5 protein-coding genes are annotated in these 21,245 nt (G+C 27.6%); all 5 read left to right on the forward strand.

Going from position 1 to position 21,245, the window contains the following annotated elements; all coding sequences use genetic code 4:
• Positions 1 to 3: 3 nt before the first annotated feature.
• A complete protein-coding gene (locus BLA55_RS00250; protein ID WP_073372131.1) occupies positions 4 to 3,585 on the forward strand; it encodes a polysaccharide lyase family 8 super-sandwich domain-containing protein in 3,582 nt (1,193 codons plus the stop codon).
• Positions 3,572 to 8,374: a lipoprotein 17-related variable surface protein gene (locus BLA55_RS00255; protein ID WP_073372132.1), complete on the forward strand. Its 4,803-nt coding sequence runs from the start codon at positions 3,572 to 3,574 to the stop codon at positions 8,372 to 8,374. The genes BLA55_RS00250 and BLA55_RS00255 overlap by 14 nt, the downstream gene beginning before the upstream one ends.
• Positions 8,375 to 8,694: 320 nt before the next feature.
• Positions 8,695 to 9,981, forward strand: coding sequence for an ATP-binding protein (locus BLA55_RS00260; protein ID WP_235631836.1), 1,287 nt, complete (start codon positions 8,695 to 8,697; stop codon positions 9,979 to 9,981).
• A gap of 501 nt (positions 9,982 to 10,482) precedes the next feature.
• Positions 10,483 to 11,580 (forward strand): hypothetical protein, encoded by a 1,098-nt coding sequence (locus BLA55_RS00265; protein ID WP_073372134.1) that lies wholly within the window; start codon positions 10,483 to 10,485, stop codon positions 11,578 to 11,580.
• A complete protein-coding gene (locus BLA55_RS00270) occupies positions 11,525 to 21,211 on the forward strand; it encodes a lipoprotein 17-related variable surface protein (protein ID WP_073372135.1) in 9,687 nt (3,228 codons plus the stop codon). The genes BLA55_RS00265 and BLA55_RS00270 overlap by 56 nt, the downstream gene beginning before the upstream one ends.
• Positions 21,212 to 21,245: the final 34 nt, after the last annotated feature.

Raw genomic sequence — 21,245 nt, forward strand, 5'->3', positions numbered from 1 at the left:
GTTATGAAAAAAATCAATAAATTAATTCTTGGTTCTTCAGCAGTGGTGACAATGACTTCTTTAAGTGTCATTTCATGTGATAACACTGGAGTTAACTATAAATGAGTTACAGCAAATGAATACGGAGTACCAATTCCTAAAGCTGCTCGTGACTTGCATAAATTTATGAAATATACACCAAATACTGAAGCAATTAAATCAATTAATGCAAATGTTGCAGCGAATGTAATTAATGGTGTTGATCAACCACAAAGAATGCAAATGTTATATTCATATCTTGATTGAACTAACAAAATTGTTCCTATAGGATTTCAATATGATGTAATTGCTGACTCTTTAAGTCCACAAGAAAAAAATGATTTAACAGCTCAATTCAAACATGACCAACCTAACTCAACCTTGGAAGAGCTTAATAAGTTTTTAGATGAAAAACGTCGTTATTCAACAACCTTGTACGCAACAATTTTAGTTAACGACTCAAAAAGTGGTGAACAAGCAAAAATTGATGTGGTGCTTGAAGGGTTTAAACCTTATGTTAAATTAGGTTTAGACCAATATGCCAAAATTGTTGATAATGTTTTAATCTCACAAGGTATGCCATATCTAGCTGATTCATTCGATCAAAAAGATTTAACAGCAGCCAACATTAAAGATATGGACAATGCAATTAACTGAAGTGGAAAAATGCTCAGAAAATACCGTTTAGGTGTTTTTCCAAACAATCCTTTAGCAAATTTCTACTACTCTTCAACTTTTGATAATGGTATAAAAATAAATAGCAAAGCTACTGTACAAGAAAAAGCTTTAGCCTATAAAGTACGTGAAAATCAAGCAATTAAAGAAGCAAATGAATTAATTTACCGTAAAGAAAAGCAAGTAGTTAAAGACCTTGAGAAAAATACGATCATTGACCAAGGTTACTCAGATGCACCTTATGTGCGTACTACTATTCAAAAATTATTGTTCTTAGCACAATCATACTTACTTGAAAAAACAAGTACAAATCGCAACAATCCACTTTATCACTCAGCTGATTTAAAAGCTGCAATTATCGAAATTATGAATGACTTAGGTAAAAATTACTTTTACGCAGGTCAACAGCAATTTGTTAACTGATGATTCTATGAAATTGGTATTCCACGTGATTTAACTAAATTAATGATCGTGTTATTCAAAATCTTAGAAGAAGACTTAAATTCAAGTGATGCAGCTAAAGTTAAAGCAACTCAAGAAATGGTTGAAGGTTGAACAGCTGGAATTAACTACTTCTTACCAAATGCTCGTTATGGTGGAGCTGCTAAAACTGCTATTTTAAACTATGTACCAGTAACTAACAAAAGATTACAAACTGGAGCAAATGTTATTGATAATGCAAAACCAATCTTACTTGCAAACATTTTAATGCAAGATCAAGATAAAATCAATGACGCAATTGAAGCTCTTTATGACAACTTATTTAGAAACTTTGTTGAACACGGAGACGGTTTCTACTACGATGGTTCATTCATCCAACACGACAATTTACCATATACTGGTTCTTATGGTGAAGTTCTTTTCACCGGAATTGGAGACATTTTCGCTTACTTTGCTGGAACAGATTTAGATATTTCAACTGATGCTAGATTCGAAAAAGTTTACCAATTTATTGAATTAGCAGTTATGCCTTACATGTTCCAAGGTTCAATTTCTGATACATTAAATGGTCGTTCAATTGTTCGTTCACCTTATTCAGATAAACAAAAAGGTCTTAATATTTTAGGAGCATTCACATTCTTAGTTGAAAATGCTCCATCTAAATATAAAGCTCGTTTACATAATTTCATTATCGACCAAGTTTCACACTTTTCTAAAGAACAATTAAGTGCTCTTGGTACCAAATACAAAATCAAAACAACTTACATTAATCGTTTAAGTGAGTACATTTCAAAAGAAAAAATGGTTGAAGAAGCAAGAACTAATGAAGATTGAAAATACTACGAAACTTCTTACTTTAACAAATACAACCAACCTTCAGCTGAAACTGAATTGCTTAAAGATCAAGCAAACGTACCAGTTGGAGTTGATTTAGCAAGATTAAACAACGGTTTAGTATTCTCAAAAAGTCAAGACCGTTACGTGTGAAAACAAGATGATTTTATGTTCAACCTTGCTTTCCACGGTAGAAAAATCGGATTTACTGAAGCTACTCTTGGTGAAAACTTAGAAAGCTACTACTACACTGATGGAGCTGTGTTATTACACACAAGCGATAATAATGAACCTTATGCAAACGACTATTACTCAATTGTTCCACGTGAAAAAATCGCGGGTGTTAGTGCATGAAGAAGTTCGCAATTTGATGCAATTGACAAATACGTTTTACCTGAAGATTTAGTTAAAAAGTTTGGACCTGATCCAACAAAATGAAAATCTGAAGATGCTGCTGAAATTAAACGTATCCAAGATGAAACTCTTAAATATAAAGCATTCCAAGATTCTTTAAGAGACAAGAGAAAGAAAATTGAAGATGATTTATCATTAAGAGTAAACCACTCATACAACAATGGTATTATCATTGACCAAATCGGTTTTGTTAAAGCTCGTGTGCAAAACTGAAGTAATGCACTTGCAACATACAAAACTTACTTAATGATTGACAATCAATTAATTGTAGTTGGTAATGTTGACTCAAACAACACCGCCGCAAATAACAACACACAAAAAGATATTTACACAACAATCGAAAATCGTGCCGCAATTAAAAATGCTGATCCTAAAGCAGCAAGTAAATATTCTGAATCAGGATTTAGTGAAGAATCAATTAAGATTAACAACAAAGGATACCAAAACTTCGTTTACCATGATGCAACTACAAATGAAACTAATGCATATGTAATTCTTAAAAATACCGCTCATGCTAAAACTGAAGTGAATTCAAAATATGCCGTAATTGCTAACGATACTCGTACACTAATCAAAGAAAAAGATAAATTAGAAAATCAATTCTCATGACTTTACTTTGATCATGATACTCAAAAAGATGAATACTTCGCATATTCACAAATTCCAAACTATAATCCACAAAAACAACAAGAATACTTGAATGTTTTACAAAATATTCAAATCTTAGTTAACAACCGTGATTATATTGTTGTTAAATATACAAAAGATAATCAACAATACTACTTCATTAGTTCATTCGTTGAAGAAATTGAATCAAGAAAGAACTTCGGTGTGGATAAAGAATACGTTCAAAAAGTTGAAAAAGGAGTTGAGATTGCAGGACTTGGTGTAATGCATTTTGCTCGTCCAACAACTATGGTAGTTAGAGTTAATGCTGATCAAACATGAGACATTGTTCATTCAACTGACTATGATGACCGTAATTCAGAAGTTATCATTGACCGTTCATTAAAATTAATCGACACAAGACAAATTAGTAACCCTCGTGTTGTTTATACAAAAATCCAAAACTCAAAAGAAACTGCTGCATTTAAAAAATATGATGCGACTGGATTTACCTTATACAATAGCATAGCAGAAGAAAATGGTGAAAAACACAATGTTTGATTCAGAGTTCAAGAGGTAGAAAATGAAAAAAACTAAGAAAAGATTTTATAAATTAATCGTTGGTTCAACTACATTAATTGCTACTGGTCTTTTAGGAGCAGCAAGTATCTCATGTAATTTTAAAAGAGTTGGAACTGGAAGCACCAACAATAGCGGTGGAGATTGATCATTACCTTCAACTAAACCAGGTATTACTAATCCACCAAAAACCGACTATGAAGATATGAGTGATGTAGTCAACATTGACCAAATCTTTAAAAATGTTAGACTTAACGATGCTTATGCACAAAAAACACCTTTAGATACTTTTATTAAAAATTATAATAATGCATTTAAAATCTTGCGGATTGCAAATGCTACTTTACCATTTGAACGTGTTAAAGAAGACGAAGCGATTTCAGAAAAATATCTTAAAAAGAGTGCTGAATTATTTGCTACTAAATTACCAACTTTCTTAAGTAATGAAAATGCACTTTACTTAGACTTTTTTGGTTACTATACAGAAGCTAAAAGAGTTAATGATAAATTAGTTGTTGATTTTTATGTAGCTGATTTATCAAAACTACAAGATCAACAACAAATCTTACACAAGGAATTTAGCTTTAATTATCCAAACTTAAGTGAAGTTCCAAGTGAACCAAAACAACCTGAGCAACCAGACCAATCTGGTTCAGGGACACCTACTGATCCAGTTGAAAGTGTTGAGTCTAAATTAAACGAATTAATTAAACAAGTAAATGTTTCGCTTGCAAGCGGACTTAAAGCTGCAGAATTAACTGCAACACAAGTTAAAGTTGAAAACTTAGTATTTAAAATCAATAACCAAGTAAGCGACTTAGTAACTGATGTAGTCTTAAGTGCACAAGGAAGCAACAGTTTATCAGTTAGCTTTAAATTAACTCAAGATGGTAAAAAATCAAATGAGCGTTTAGTTCAATTAACTGGATTTAAAGATTTAAGTGAATTAGAATTACTTAAATTAAATAATCCAAAATTATTTGAAGCTTACAACCGTATTAAATTGTATTCAACCATTTCAGATAATCCATTAAGCTTAAAAGCAATTCGTAAAAATATTCCAAGCTTTAAATTAATTAATGCTGGAGAAGGTATAACTTTAAGTGAGGTTAATTATGTAGTTAATCCATTCGAAGGTCGTTTAATTGCTCACTTTAGCATTAGTGACGGTAATGAATCATATCGTGTTGCTAAAGTATTTAACTTGCAAGAAGTAAGTAATATTGTTCAATTAGTTAATGACAACTTAAATACTTATGTTGGTTACTACAATTCTAAAGCGGATCAATTTAGCGATTTATTATATGCAATTATTAAATTTGCAAACAGAAATGACTTAAGTGATGAAGAAAAAGAAATTGCTAAAGATCGTGTTTTAACCTTAATTTACTTAAAAGCACAAATTGCAGATCCTGCAACTGCTTTAGCTAAAGTTGAAGAATTTAGTAATTTAGTCGCTTCACAAGCAGAAGTAATCGTTGATAAAAAACGTAAATTTGATGAAGAAAAAAGTGCTTTAGCTGTAATTTTTGATGATTTAAAAAATGTGATTACACCACTTAATTCATTAAACATTGCACATGCTGAATTCCAAAAACCAGAATTAACTCGTTTCTTACAAGGTTACTTTAGTGACTTTATTGATAATTACTACTATGGAACTAAAGAAGTTAATGGTGACTTAGTAGTACAAAACGAATATGGACCTTATGGAATTTGATACATTAGTGTTCCAAATTTATTGGCAAAAAACTTATTGTACCGTATGGACGGAAGTTTTGCAGATGAAGTAGTTAAAAAAGCTGCTAAAGCAATTAACTATTTTGTTAGTGATTTAACACACTATGCACCTTTACCATATAGTAAAAACACTTATGGAAATAAATTATTTGATCGTCCAAACCATGTTAATGATGTCTTAATTGCCAAATTGTTTAGTTTAATTAATGACGATCCAAATCACGATTTAGATAATTTAGCTCCAAAATTAGTCGAAGTTTACCAAAACTTAATCGAAAAGGAAGTTCTTTTACCAAGTGACTTTGATAAAGACGATACAACTCTTTCTGCTCTAATTAATACAGTAAGATTATTGAATTTAACAATTTCTTTAAATTCATCAATTTATACTGCATATAAAGATTTAGATTTTGCTGTGCAATACTTCTCGGCAAAATTAAGTAATGAGTATAAAGCTAAATGAAAATTAGATAAAGTTTTAGAAAATAATTCAAAATGATTACAATTAGCTAAAAACTTAAAATTAGCTGAGTATGAAATTCTTGAAAATACATTTACTAAATTCTTTGACACTCAAATCTTAATGCGTCCTGCTAGATTTAACTCATTATTATTAACACGTAATTCTTGAGAAACAGTTGAAAAATTTGTGAGTGACTTTAATGCACAAAACAAAGCAAACGTATTCTTAGATCAAAAACGTCTTAATGATAGATATGCTAAATTTATTCCTACAATTGCAGCACAAACATTACCTTTTGAAAAATGAAATCTTAAATTGACTCAAGAAGATCCAGAAAAACCAAATCAATTATTATTAACCTTGGAATTATTGGACGAAACTAATAATAAAGAAAAAATTAGTTTATTCAGCAAATACGTAACCTACGTACAGCTTGAAGTTCCTGAACACACTATCTCACACGCTTATGCTGAAGAAGCTTCAAGAGCAAACACTTTAGCTAGTGAAGTAACAATTGATAGATTAAAATTAAAAGTAAGTAACTCAGAAATTAAAGTTAAAGATGTTGTTTTAAAACCAAACAACAAAACCGGTTCTTTAGTTGTAAGTTACAAAATTGAATTTAAAGGTAAAACCTCTACAACTGATGATCTTGTAATTAACGGATTCATTACTGAACAAGCTTACTTAGATCAAGTTAGAGAAGGTCTAAGTGTAACACTAAAAGATGATTTTGATAAAACTCAAACTTATCCAAGTCGTGTAACAAATGAAGCGTTTAATCCAATTGTCGTTCCAGATAATGTTGTAATTTTTGATAAAGAATTCAGTGAAGCAAATGATCAAACTGGTACTTTAAAATACAAACTTTCATTAAAATTAAAAACTAATCAATCAGATACACCAAAAGCAGAACACACTTTTGAATTTGATGGATTCAAAATCAATCAATTAGCAGTATCATTGCAAAATGTTTCATTAAGTGCTAGTGATAATGCAAAAACAAAATTACCATCTAATGTAGACATATCAAGTTCGACAACTGACTTAGTAGTTGATTATGGAGATGCTGCTCACGATGGTATTAGTGTTGAATTTATTCTTAGAAAAGCAAATGATAACCAAGGAACTTTAAAAGTTGCCGGAATCTTTAAACAAGATGGTTACGAAGATACAACTAAAGAATTTGATGTACTCACTGGATTCGCCACTGATATAGCAATCGTTGAAGCAAAAGCTCAAGAAGTTGCCGTATCAATTAATTCATCAACTCAACCTGCAAATCCAGATGGATATGAAATTTCGAACTGAAACTTTACAATTGAATCAAAAATCACAGGAAAATCAAAAGTATCATTTACTTTAACAAAAACTTCATCTGGTACACAAGCTCAAATTAGCGACCATGAAGTAGTTGTTGATGAAGAAGGTGCTGGAGTTGATTACTTTAAAGAAAAATTAATTACTTCTGGACAAATTTTTGGTTCAGACGCTGTTAAAGCATCAAATCATGTGTTAGCAGAAGATTCTGAGACAACAGAATTAAACAATAAGATTTTAGAGTTTAATAAAAAAATAGAATACACTGCTGATGAAAAAATTTACAAAGATGATCCTGTTGCAGTATTTTTAAGTTTTGCATCTAATGCTGCACAAGCAAAAGAAATTGCTCAAAATAAAGCATCAAATAACACTGAAGCCACAAATAAAGATGCTTTAATAAAATTAAATAATGCATTTCCAAAATTCATTAAATTAGTAAATCAATATGCTAATGGTACAGCATCTGTAAAAAATGATGAAACTAAAAAAATTATTAATGATTTTGTCCAATACTTCTTTACTAATTACTTCTCAGATGAATTAACTGGTTCTGACGGAACAAAATATGATGCATCAACATCTGCTACATATCCAACATGATTTGCAATTCCAAGTAAAATTGCTGGAGCATTAATTTACGGCACTGATGTTCTTACTCCTGAAATTTATGCAAATGCTGTTCGTGTTCTTGATATTTATGTAAAAAATATCACAAATTATACTGTTACACTTCATGGAAACTTTGCTTGAGGTAAAGGTAAGTTTATCGACAATCCTTTACATTTTGAACAATTGTTATTACCAAGATTAGTTGTAATGATTGCTAAAAAAGATGTAGATGGTATTGATTCAATTGCGTCTCAAACAAAAATAGTTATTAATAATTTAATCAAAAATGATAAATTATTTACAATTAACAATGAAAAAAATACAAGAGCTTTTGTTGATACATTAAGAAAATTAAGTTTTGGTATTTCTAGTGCTGATCAAAGACAAAAAGTTAAATTAAGTGAAGAATTAAAACCATTATTTGAACACCCTATTTCAAAATTATCTTCTGATTTAACACAAACAAAATTAAAAGAAAACAATGAATCTGCAAAAGAAAAATTAAATTCTTTAGGAATGTTATTGTATATCGAGAAATTATTAGGTCAAAATACTGAATTACTAGATGCATTAAAGAATTTATTTAGTAATACAACAACTAATGATTATCCACAATTTAACCAAACATTTAAGTGAGTAAAAGACGAATTAACAAGAGCTTTTTCAAACTAATTCATATATAAATAGATAAAACACAGATCATTATAAGTAAGAGGTCTGTGTTTTTCTTTTCTATTTAATTTCACGGTGGTGACCTAAAGTTCACAAGCTTGAATGAGTATAATTTACAAATTTTTTAAATTCATTACATAAATGTAGTAAATTTAAAAAAAATGACAAAGTTTTTTAAAATCATTACATTTATGTAATCAAATTAAAAAAAATAGCTCTTTTTTTAAAATTCATTACATAAATGAAGTAAAATTAAAATAACTAAATTATAAATATAAGTATTTTTAGTGATAAAAATCGAACTTATTTTAAAAAATATCATGAATTTATGTAAAGGTCAAATTAATATGAGTAATTTTGTTTTTCAAAGAGAAAAATATTTGAATCAACTAATTCGAAAAATGAATAACGGTCTAATTAAAATAGTCGCAGGTCTCCGCAGAAGTGGAAAATCATATCTGATTTTTAATTTATTTAAAAATTACCTGTTAATGAATGATTACAAGGAAGAACAAATAATTGAAATTCAATTAGATCATTTTAGTAACTTTAAATATCAAAATCCAGAAGAATTTTTAAATTATGTGTATTCAAAAAGTCAAAACAATAGAATAAACGTTTTATTAGTTGATGAAATTCAATTATTGATGCATTTTGTACCTGTTTTAAACGAACTTTTATCAAAAGGTAATTATGACATTTATGTTACTGGTAGTAACTCAAAATTTCTTTCAAGCGATGTTGTAACTGAATTTAGAGGTCGAGGTGATGTTATTCATTTATTTCCGCTCTCATTTAAAGAAATTTGAGAAAAAAGAAAAGAAGATAGTAATGTTTTAGAAGTTTGAAACGAATATTTTGAATATGGCGGAATTCCGCTTATAGTAAAATTACCTAATGAAGATAAGAAAATTTTCCTAAAATCTCTTATTAATGAAACTTATTTTAAAGATATAGTGGAACGAAATAAATGAACTAAAACAATTGTACTTGATGAACTGACCGACATAATCGCTTCAAATATTGGTTGTATTACTAATTTAAGTAATATTAAAAACACATTCAAAAGTGTTCATAATTTGGATATTTCTAATTATTTTTTAAGTAAGTATATCGAGGAGTTAAAAAATTCATTTTTAATTGAAGAAGCAATAAAATTCAATATCAAAGGTCGAAAATACGTAACTTCGTCATTTAAGTATTTTTTTACCGATATGGGATTAAGAAATGCAAGATTGAACTTTAGACAAACCGAAGAAACTCACATTATGGAAAATGTTATCTATAATGAATTAAGATCGAGGGGATATCTTGTTGATGTTGGAATGGTAGAACAAAGAACTTCGACCAATTACAATCAATTAGAGGTTGATTTTGTTGCTAGAAAACACGATCAAATACTTTATATTCAATCAGCATTAAATATTGATGATCCTTTGAAGCTAGAACAAGAAACTAAATCTTTACTTAATATAAAAGATGCATTTAATAAAATAGTGATTGTGAAAAATTACTCAAAAATGAAAAGAGATGAAAATGGAATTATTTATATCGGATTATTTGATTTCCTTTTAGGAGAAGACTGAGAAAAAGGAATAATATTTTAACTTCCGTTGCTTTTAAACACCACTTCTTATTTAATTGGAAGTGGTGTTTTTAATATTAATTTTTGCAATAAAAAAACTTGAAACACAGAATGTCCGTATTTCAAGTCCTATTTTATTCTATATTTTCAGTTTGAGTTTAATTTAATTCTGCATTTTACACTTGCGGGATTTTTTATACTTTTTTTAATGCACATATTTATTTATAAATATATACTGGTGCAAAAATGTAAAAAACCGACCTAAGTGGGAAATATGGTGATTTAAGCACCAAAAAAGAATTGTTATTTTTGGCTTTTAGGGTTCGCGTTCACTTTTCCAATTTTTATTTTCAATTTATATAAAAAAGTTGTAATATATATTAAAAAATATAAAGACAAAGAATGATTTTGTATATATTTGAAAATCATTAATACTAACTTGCATTAGATTGAATTATTATTATGTTTATCTTATGTGTTTATATTTACATTTACTTTAAAAAATTAATAGGAGATTTTTTTTATGAATAAAAAAAATATATTTAAGCTTTTAGGAGCTACTCTTTCTTCATCTGTATTTTTAATTCCTTTTTCTGGGTTAGTTCCTGTCTACATGGGAAAAGATACTGCTGATAATAAATATGACAGTTTCTTTTATGAAGATACTGACATTTATTCTAATTCAAGATATAGTCCATATGGTTCATGAGATGGTAGTGTAGATTATAGATTTGAAGGTTATATTGGAACTCAAAATTTTGTCACTGTAGGTGATCCATCAGTAACTGATAATAGAAATCCTAATTTCTTAAATACAAATTATTATAGTAGATTTAGTCAAAAATATAATTGAGTTGATCCTAAATCATTAGATGGTAGACGCAGAAAATGAAAATTAATTTATCATAAACAACAACCATCTAGTTTTAGAGATAACAGATATTTAGGTGGTTTCTATTTTTCTGAAGACATAATTTTAGCGGATAATTCATTCGTTAAATTTTCATTTTATACAGCTGATATTAATCAAATTGATTATGCAAATGTTTCGACTAAAGAAATTCCAGTTTCATGAAGTCAATTGCCAACCAATAAAAATAATTACACTTTTATTAATCCGCTTTATTCTCAAAATCCTTATTTTGAAGATAAATGAGAAAATATTGTTAACTGAGTAAATCCACAAAATACTACTACTGCTGGAGCGGCTGGTTATAACAATAATAGTGAAATTAGATTAAGAGGATTGTGAACTAATTCTGCTTACCCTTGAACATCAGAAGAATTAGCAGTTGCTCAAAAAAATGGTTTAACTCGTGATAGTCGTGAAGTAATTGCTAATAGATTAATTAACGATCCAGTTACATCGCTTGGAAAGGGAAATCCAGGTTTTTATCACAAATCTACTAAAAAAATTAATCACTTTGATAATGGAAATGTTGCAACCAGATTAAAACAAGATGGTTTATATGATGAAGATTTATTAAATAACGACGGTGCTGGTTTTTGAAATTTATTAAACCAAAATGCTGGATATATGTTCACTTTCTTTATTGATGCACCAAATGCTAGAAATAGAGGATGATTACGTTGTAGTTGTTGAATTTGAAACTGTTGATAATCCTAATTTTAAATGAAATGGAAAAACTTCTGTTCCAACCTTTTTAGGTGGAGCTTATACTCTTTTTGATGTTGGATATAACTCTGGTTTTGAAGGTGAATCCGGATTTATCATAAGAAGTGAAAGAGCTAAATCAACTCAATATAAATTTAGAATTAAAGAAAGAGTTGGTTCATCTGATTCTAACTTCTATTTACCTAAATCATTTAAAAGAAGAGAAGACAATGAAATTGATGAAAAATTGTATGAAGTAGGTGTTTATTACACTAATCAAGGTGGTACAGAAATTAAATTATTTGATTTAGATAGAATTCAGTACAATAAAATAAAAAATGCAACAGAATACTACAGTGAATATAATTTAAATTTAGCTCTTGGTGATATTGATCCAAACACTTTGAAAATTAAAGCAATAATTAAAGACACCAATTTTAGCAATCAATGAAAAATTGCAGAGGCACAACTTTCTTCTACAGACAAAGATTCTGAAGGTTTTTATGTTTTTGATGATTTAGTATATACTCCGCTTGTTACTGATAGATTAAGAATTGAGCAAATGTTACAAACAGAATTTCCTAATTTATCAGGATGAGTTAGTGACTTGGTTCAAAATTTTATTAGTAATGAATTTAAATCAAGGGGAGAAAATACTAGCGAAAGTGATGTTTGATTTAATGATCATAAAAGCACAAGCATCCCAGATGATAAAAAATATGTATACACTTTCATGAAAGTGTTAAGACTAATGATTCCTATGATTCAATTTGCTGCAGAGGTTGATGAAACTTATTATTCTGATACCAATAAAGCATTATCTAACGATGAAAACAAATTAATTTCTCAATTAAATTTTGCTTATTCTTCTACTCAAGATTTAAAAGATATGGTAGTCAAACTTCATAATTATTTATCTACCGGAAAAAATGCTTTAAAAAATAATCAGCCTCTACCAGAAGGGCAAAAAAGCGCTACTGAATGAGGTATTAAATTAAAAAGTATTTTAGATGACGAGAATCCAGGTTTCAATCATAAAAAATATGATCAAGAAGTAGCTAAATTAGATGGATATAAAGTTGTTAACAATACAGCAAGTGGAAATATTTATAATATTGCTACTAGTGAATTTAAAAATACTTATTCAGACCTATACGAATCTTTAAGTCAAAAAGAAAAGGACAATCTATATAAATTATTTAAAGATAAAGCAATTGAAATAATTAATAATCAATTTACTTTAACATCAACTAATAATGGTATTGATAATTTAATTGAAACTAATTCAACTGCGAATTTAGATAAATTAAGAGAATTTCAAGCAACAGTAGCTGATGCAATTCAAAAACGTAAATATTTGAATGATTATGTAACTTGAATTAAAAATAATTTAAAAGATGCTGGTGAATGAAAAGAAACTGTTTCAAAAAACACCTTATCAACTCGTGAAGGTGAAGAGGGACAAGAAGAATACAATAAATTTATTGATGCATTTGATAATGCTGAATATCAACAAATTTTCTTAAATGATCCAGCAAAACAATTTTTATCAAACTATGATAAATTTAATAATTTCAAAACTAAATTAGAAAATGGATTAACTACCTTAACTGAAACTTTACAAGCTTTAGATGGTAACAAAAATCAAGCTAAAAAAGCAGTTGAATCGTTTGTTTTTGTTCAAGGTTCTGAAGCTGAAAGACAACAATTTAATACTTTAATAACTGAATCACCAAATAACTATCAAGCTAATGATGGAGTTGTAACAAATACAAATTGAACTTCTAATAATCAAAAATTAGCTAATCAAATTAATACTATTTTTGATAAAGCTAAAAATAATTTAACTGCTAAATTGAATGAATTAACTAATTTAACACAAAATGAAAGAGATCAGTATATTCAATTAGTTAATGATGCTCAACTTAATCCAATTAGTACTGAATTTAGTAAATTTGGTAATGATGCTAATTTAAAACTAATTTATGATAGAGCGGTCTTAGTTGATTACATTCGTTCATTAACTAATTTAACTACTAAACAAAAACAAGCTTTGATTGATCAAATTAATGTTGCAGATTCAAATAATAGTAATTATGTAAATCCTGAAAATTATGAAACATTCAAAACAAATGTAACTAATTTAGATACTCAAATGAAGGCATTGAGAGATTACTATAATAAATTACCTGATTCACTTAAACCAAATGCAAGTGGCGAAATTACTGATGAACTTTATGTTTATGAAAAAACTCAAAGTGAAAAAGACAATTACAAAAACCTTATTGAGAAAACCAAAACAGTAGTTGATGATTCTGATAATACTCCAATTACTAATAGCGAAGAAATTCAAACTTTATTAAGAAATCTTGAAGATGCAAAATCAAAATTAGATGGATCTAGTTCATATTTACCAAGACAAAATGAATTAAAATACATGACAGTTGAATTGAAGCAACAATTGTTAAAAGAAATTGATGCTATGACTGGTGGTGATAGTGCTAAAGAAGATCAATTTAAGAAAGTTAAAGCCTTAGACCAATACATTGGTTTGGAATTAAAGAAAATTAACGAATGACAAACTAATTATGTAGTTGATAGTAATGTAGGTTATAAAAATGCTATTGATTCACTCAAAACTGCTGCTAATAACTTAAGTGATAAATTAACTACTGCTTACAACTTGAATTTACAAGATGGTAATGAAAATAAAGATAAATTTAGTAAAGTGGAGCAAAGTGATCCGAATAATTACAGTGGACTTTATACTAAGGCATTAACTAATTTCCAAGCTTTAAAACGTGAATTAAGTCAATTAAAAGATAAACTTGCTGAAAGCACTCGTTTATATAGTTTAGATATTAATCATATTAATAACGATCGAACATTGTTTGCTACTAATGTGGCTAAAAATTATGCAACTGATAAAAGTCCTTTTAGTGTAACCATTAATAGTAATGATCCACAAGCAACTATTGAAAATATTAAAGTAATTGCTGCTAATGATGTTGATGGTAAACTTGAAATTACTTATGAAATAGTTTCAAATAAAGCTAATTTAACTGATGTTAAAACTAAAGTGCAAACTTACATTTTTAAATCAGATACTAATGATAATTATCAAACTGAAAAACAAAGATTAAATACTATTGCTAATAGCTTTAATCAAGATCAAAGTAAAATTAATCGCAGTTTTACAGTTGCAAATGAATTCGCTAATTCGGAAACTGCTAAAAATAAAGATAATTATTCATATCCAAGTGCAACAAATCAAAATTTAACTTTCGATATTACAGAAATTAATCCAGAAGCTGATTATGGTAGAAGTACTTTAAACTTCACTTTAACTTCTACTAAAACTAAAGAAGATTTATTCTGAAGAAGTGATAATAACTTAGCAGATATTACTTATACTGCTCCAAAATCTGACGCTAATAGTGTAATAATTACTGGATTTAAAAATAGTGAAAAAACTAGATTAGACGGCTTAAGTGGTTATACAATTGACAGAATTAATAAATCTGAAATTTTAGCTTCTAAAGTTACTTTAAATGATTTAGATAGTGATAAATGAAATTGAAATCCTGAAACAGATGGTCAATATAGCTTTGTTGACAAAAGAATTGTTGCTTATAATGATATTACTGGAGAAATTAAATTAGGATTTAAATTACAATCAACTAAAGACAATCTTCAAAACATTAAATCAGAAGAAAAATTTGTAACTATTTCTGGCTTTAAAACTGAATTAGACAGAATCAATGAATTAGTTACAAATACTCCTCCTGCTTCTGTTATTAGTCAAAAATCTGGAACAACAAACAAAAAACCTTCTAATTTAACATCAACTGATTTTGTTATTAATGTTCCAAATTCTCTTGCTAATGAAAATGTTCAAATCGATTCTAATTTAACATTAAATCCAAATGATGGTGCAGGAGAAATTAAGGTAGCTTACACATTAATTTCAACAAGAAATGATTTAGTTTCAGATAATTGAGAACCTGCTAATACTAATTTAGATCCTATTAAATCTAAACAATCTAACAATGCAACGTTTGCGGGTTATTCAACTTCTCAAGTTGAAGAAATTAATCGTTTAAATGCATTAACAGTTTCATATGAAAATAAAAATGCACAACTAATGCCTTCTGAAATTTCTGCTACTAATATTGATAGTGCTTTAGCTGTCGTTTTACCTGAAAATAGTGAAGCTAAAGTGGTTGATTTAACCGTTACTAATCAAAATGATCGCAGTGGAAATTTAATTATTTCATATAAATTAAGATCAACTAAAGAAAATTTAACTGACGCAGAAACTGCAGTTAAAACCTACACTTTTAAATTGGAAACTAATGATAAATATAAAACTGAGCAAGAAAGAATTGATGCTCTTAATTATCAACCTAGTTTAAGTGAAAATGCTAAATTAAATAAAACTGCTTCTGAAATAGAACCAAGTGATATCATTTTTGCTACAAGTGAAACAGATCAAGCTTATGAAGTTGAAATTGTTTCAAATTCTATTAATGATAAAACTGGAGCATTTACCGTTGAATACAAGATTAAATCAAAAAGAGCTAATTTAGATGATATTGTTTCTACTGAGGTAAGAACTGCTACTTTCAATACTTTAACTGAAAGTCAAAGATTAGACAAAGTAATCAATGATAATACAATCACTAAAGAAATTACTTATGCTAACCAAAAACCTCAAAATAAAGTTTTAGCTTCAGAAGTGACTAAACAAATGCTAAGTCCAAACCAAACATTATTAAGTGATTCAAAAGCTAAAATCGAAATTACTAATGTCAAAGTAGATCCAAATAATAATCAACAAGTAATTGTTACTTATAATTTAACTTCTACTAAAGATAATTTAAGTGACGTTACTTCAAGTGTAATTAAAGAAATTACAATTGGTGGTTTCCAAGGTCCAATTGATAGAGAAAAAGAAATAATTGATGCTTACACCAATAATGAATTTGTTGGTTTAGGAGATACAAATCAATTAGCTTCTGCTTTCAATAACGCTTCTAAGTATAATGAAATTAACTTAACTTTCAAAACTCCAGATAATCACTCTAACGAAAGAATTAGCATCACTAGTGTAAGTGGTTATAATGATGTAATTGGAGCTTTAAAAGTTCAATTTAAAGTTATTAGTAACAAAAACGGTCAAGATGTAGTTTCAGAACCAAAAGAAATTATTATTAATAATTATTTAACCGAAAAAGGTAGATTAGACAATTTACGTAAGCAAATGTATAATCAAAATATTAATGTTGATTATCCACAAAAATCATTATTAATACCTTCAAAAGCAACCGCTAATAATAATTTAAGTAATTTCTACTATACTCAAAGCACTCAAAATAAAGCTGAATTAATCAATGTTTCTAAAGTAAGTGTAGATGATGATGCAGGAATTGCTAATATTGCAGCTCAACTTAGATCAATCAAGACTCAAGCTCAATTAATTTCTAATTGAGAAGTTGATCCTAATACTTCTTTTGCAAATCCTGTTTCAGATAATACTGATTTAGGTTCTATTAGTTTATCTGGCTTTAGAACTAAAGCAGAGCAAGATAGAATTGATCGTGAAGCAGAAAAAGCACGTTTAAATAATTTAACTGTTACATTAGATTATGAAAACAAAATCGCAACCTTACCTTCAGATGCGGTTATTAAAAAAGTAATTGCAACTATCCAAGAAGCTAATCCGGAAGCTAGAGTTGTAATTGATGAAATTAATGCAAGACATGAAATTGAAGGTTATATTGGAGTTAAATACCATTTAGTTTCTCAAAAAAGCGATGAAATTTATCAAAATGTAACATCAGATGATAAATATGTTCAAATTAAAGGCTTTAAAACTGAACAAATGCGTCTTGATGAAATTATTCAAAATTTAGAAATTGAAGCTGGAATCAAAAACCTTACAAGCGAGCAATATAATAAATCAACTGCATCAAAATTATTAAAAGACTTAATTTTAAATAAATTAGCATCTAATCAAGATCCAAGCTACAACTTAAAAGTAGTAGATAAATCAGCTAATGATAACACAGCTCAAATTAGTTATACTTGACAAATTGTTTCTAATAGAGGTGTGGTTAATTCACAAAATTTAAACACTGTAACTTCAAGTAAACAATATAACAAATCAGGTACTTTAAGTGGTTTTAAAACTTTAGCTCAAATTGAGAAAGAAAGATTAGATTCTCTTGATTTTACTGACAAAAATGAAAATGGAATCATTTATCACATTGATTATCAAAATAAAGCAAATGAACAAGCTTCAAGTTTAACAGATGCAACTACTAATTGAACTTGAGATACCTTTAATAATGATAATTATGAGTTTATTAATCAAAAAATTCTTGGTTACAATGATTTAACTGGTGAAATTCGTTTAAGTTTCCAAATTAGATCAACTAAACCAGATTTTGCTTCTGTAGTTTCTGATACTAAAGAAATTATTCTTAATGGTTTTGAAACAGAATTACAAAGATTAAATAAGTTAGTTGATACTGATCCATATAATATTTCATTAAATAGCACTGTTGATAAAGCAAATCAAAAAGCTTCAAATTTAACTAAAGATAGTTTTAGTGCTTCAATTAAAGAAAATGGTGATAGCACAAGCAATCGCATTTCTGATTTACTTTTAACAGATGCTAATGATAATACAGGTCAAATTGGAGTTAAATACAAATTAATTTCAAATAGACAAGTAAATACTGATCAAAACAATTTGAAAAAATTAGTAAGTAATTGAAAAGAAACATTTAATGAACAACAGGTAATTTCTAAAGAATCAAATCCTATTAATTTTGATGGCTTTTTAACTAATGCTAAAGAAGAAGAAAGAAGAATCGAAGGTTTATTACCGCAAATTGTGCTTGATTTTGAAAATCGTGATCAATACTTACCACTTTATAATGAAAGTGATGTAATTGCTTCAAAAGTAATTGTTAAATTAAACAACAATGAAACTTTAGAACAAAATCACATGAAAATTAAAGAAAATTCATTAACTATTACTGAGCGTGATGACCGTGAAGGATATATTAAAGTAACTTATACCTTGCAATCAACTAAAGAAGGTTTAGAAGGTGTAGAAATTATTGTTAATGAAACAAGAAGTGCTAACACTAATAAATTAAGTGGCTTTAAAACTGAATTACAAAGATTAAAAGATCTTGTTCTTGATTTTAATAATAATGTTAGTGATAAAAATCAAAAACAAGCTTCAGATACTACAATTGTTATTGATAATTTAAATCAAAATGATGCCAAAACTGCTAATATTACAATTAATAACAAAACCCGTGATGACAGAAACGGTACTTTAAGTGTTACTTATAGCGTTTATTCAACAAGAGATGGTTTAAATGACATTCATGTTGATGATAAAACATTCACTATCAATGGATTTTTAACTGAGCAAGAAAGAATTGATGCTTTATTAACAAATGATACAATTCAGGCACATGCGGAATATAAATTAGATAATCAAGCCCAAATTTTACCTTCAGAATTATTAGCTAATAAAGAAGAGGTGTTAAATAATCTAAGTACATATTTTGATACAAACTTAGATAATGAGGCAATTAATCAAGCTAATTTAAAAATTATTGATTTAACTGCTAACGATATTGATGGCTCAATTAGCTTTAAATATAAAATTGCTTCAACTAAGGAAAACTTAACTGATATTGAATCACAAAGCTTTGAAACTATTACTTTAAGTGGTTTCTTAAACCAATTAGACAAATACAAAAAAGAGGCTAAAAAAGCAGTTGATGCACTTGATAACTTAAGTGAAAACGAAAAAGCTCTATTTAAAGATAATATTGATAAAAGTACTACTAAAGAGCAAGTTGATAATATCCTTAATAAAGCTAAAATTACTGATTTAATCAATCAAATTGATAAAACCTATCCATATTTAAATCCAAAACAAAAAGCAGATTTAAAAGATAGTTTAATTAATGCTCCAGATTACAATCAAGCTCTTAAAAACTTCGAAGCATATAGTTCAATTAATGACAAAATGAAGAAATTGAATGATTTAATTAATCACTATGATCAATTAATTGCTGATCAATCTAATGTTAAATATCATAAAGCAGATAATAAAACTCAATTTGATGAAATATTAAACAAAGCCAAAGAATTAAGCCAGTCTACAACTGATAATGGACTAGATAATAATCAATTTAATTTAGATAATTTAATTGATAATCACACTAATAAGTATTCTTTAGACGGCGCTTACCAAAGATTAAATGGTAAAGAAGTTGTTTTAATTGAAAAAATTAAAGAAACTGATTATTTATTAACAAATAATGAGAAAAATCAATCAATTGCACAAGTTAATAAAGTTGCTGAAAATAATAAAACTAATAATCTTGAGCAAGAACAAAAAGCTTTAGATGAAATTCAAAATCAAATGGATGAAATTCAAAGACAAAAAGAAGCTTTAATTGATTATATTAATCAGGATGTAATTAATAATCAAAGTAATTTAATTAATCAAAGTCAAAAAGATCACTTAATTAATCAAATTAAAACTAGTGACTTAAATGAAGCAAAAACCAATAAAGATATTGCTGATCAGTTAAATGATTTACTCAATCAAATTAAAGAATTAACAGATAAATATCCTGATGTGATTAATAGTTATAAATATCAACGTGCAGATCAAGATAAAAAAGACGCTTATGATAAAGCAATTTCTAATGGTAAAAAATTAATTAATAATGAAACTCCAAATGGTTATAATAGTGCAAATACTTCAGTTTCTGAAACTCAAGAAATTTTAGATAAAATTAAACAAGCCTTGAAAGCAATTGATGATGAAGCTAAGGAAATTGAGGATGCTAAGAAAATTAATGATCTATATGAGAAATTAAATGCCAAAATTATTGAATATCAAAAAGATGTTGATAATAAAGAATTACCAAAAGAAATTCAAGACATTTTAGATGAATTAGTTAACTATGGCGAAGATATTAAAAACATTAATAAATTGATTGAATTAGTTGAACAAGGTAAATTACTTAAATCATTACACGAACAATGAAATAATTCAGATGTTAAAAATCCTGATACTGCAAAAGCAATTCAAGACTTGAATGCTAAAATTAATTCAGTTACTGAATTAATTAATTTAGTGAAATCAAGCAATTTAAATAGCAAATTAGATACAAGCAAAAATTTTGTTATAAATCAGAATCAATATAATATAAATTTTGCAGAAGCTGAAATAAGTTATTTTGACGCTCTTAAAAATGTGGATAAAACTAAATTTATTGATGCAACTAATAAGTTAGAACAATTAAATCAAACTAAGTTTGTTGAATTTGCTAATAGTATCTTAAATACTTCATATTTTGATACTTATAAACCAGAAAGCAATTTAAACAAAAAATTAATTCAAGAATTATTAAAACTTAATTATGATCCATTAAATAAAATTGAAAAATCATTATTTGAAACACTATTAAGAGAAAAAGGAGATATTAAAGACAAATTAAGTTGACTTTGATATTTAGCTTTAGGTTTAAGCACAACTCTTGCAGCTATAACGATTCGTATTTTAGTTAAAAAAGAAAAAAATAATTCTTAATTTTAAATTAAAAAATATCCTAATTTTGACAATT

The organism is Mycoplasmopsis pullorum (genome assembly GCF_001900245.1).
In the GTDB taxonomy this organism is placed as follows: Bacteria; Bacillota_I; Bacilli_A; order Mycoplasmatales; family Metamycoplasmataceae; genus Mycoplasmopsis; species Mycoplasmopsis pullorum.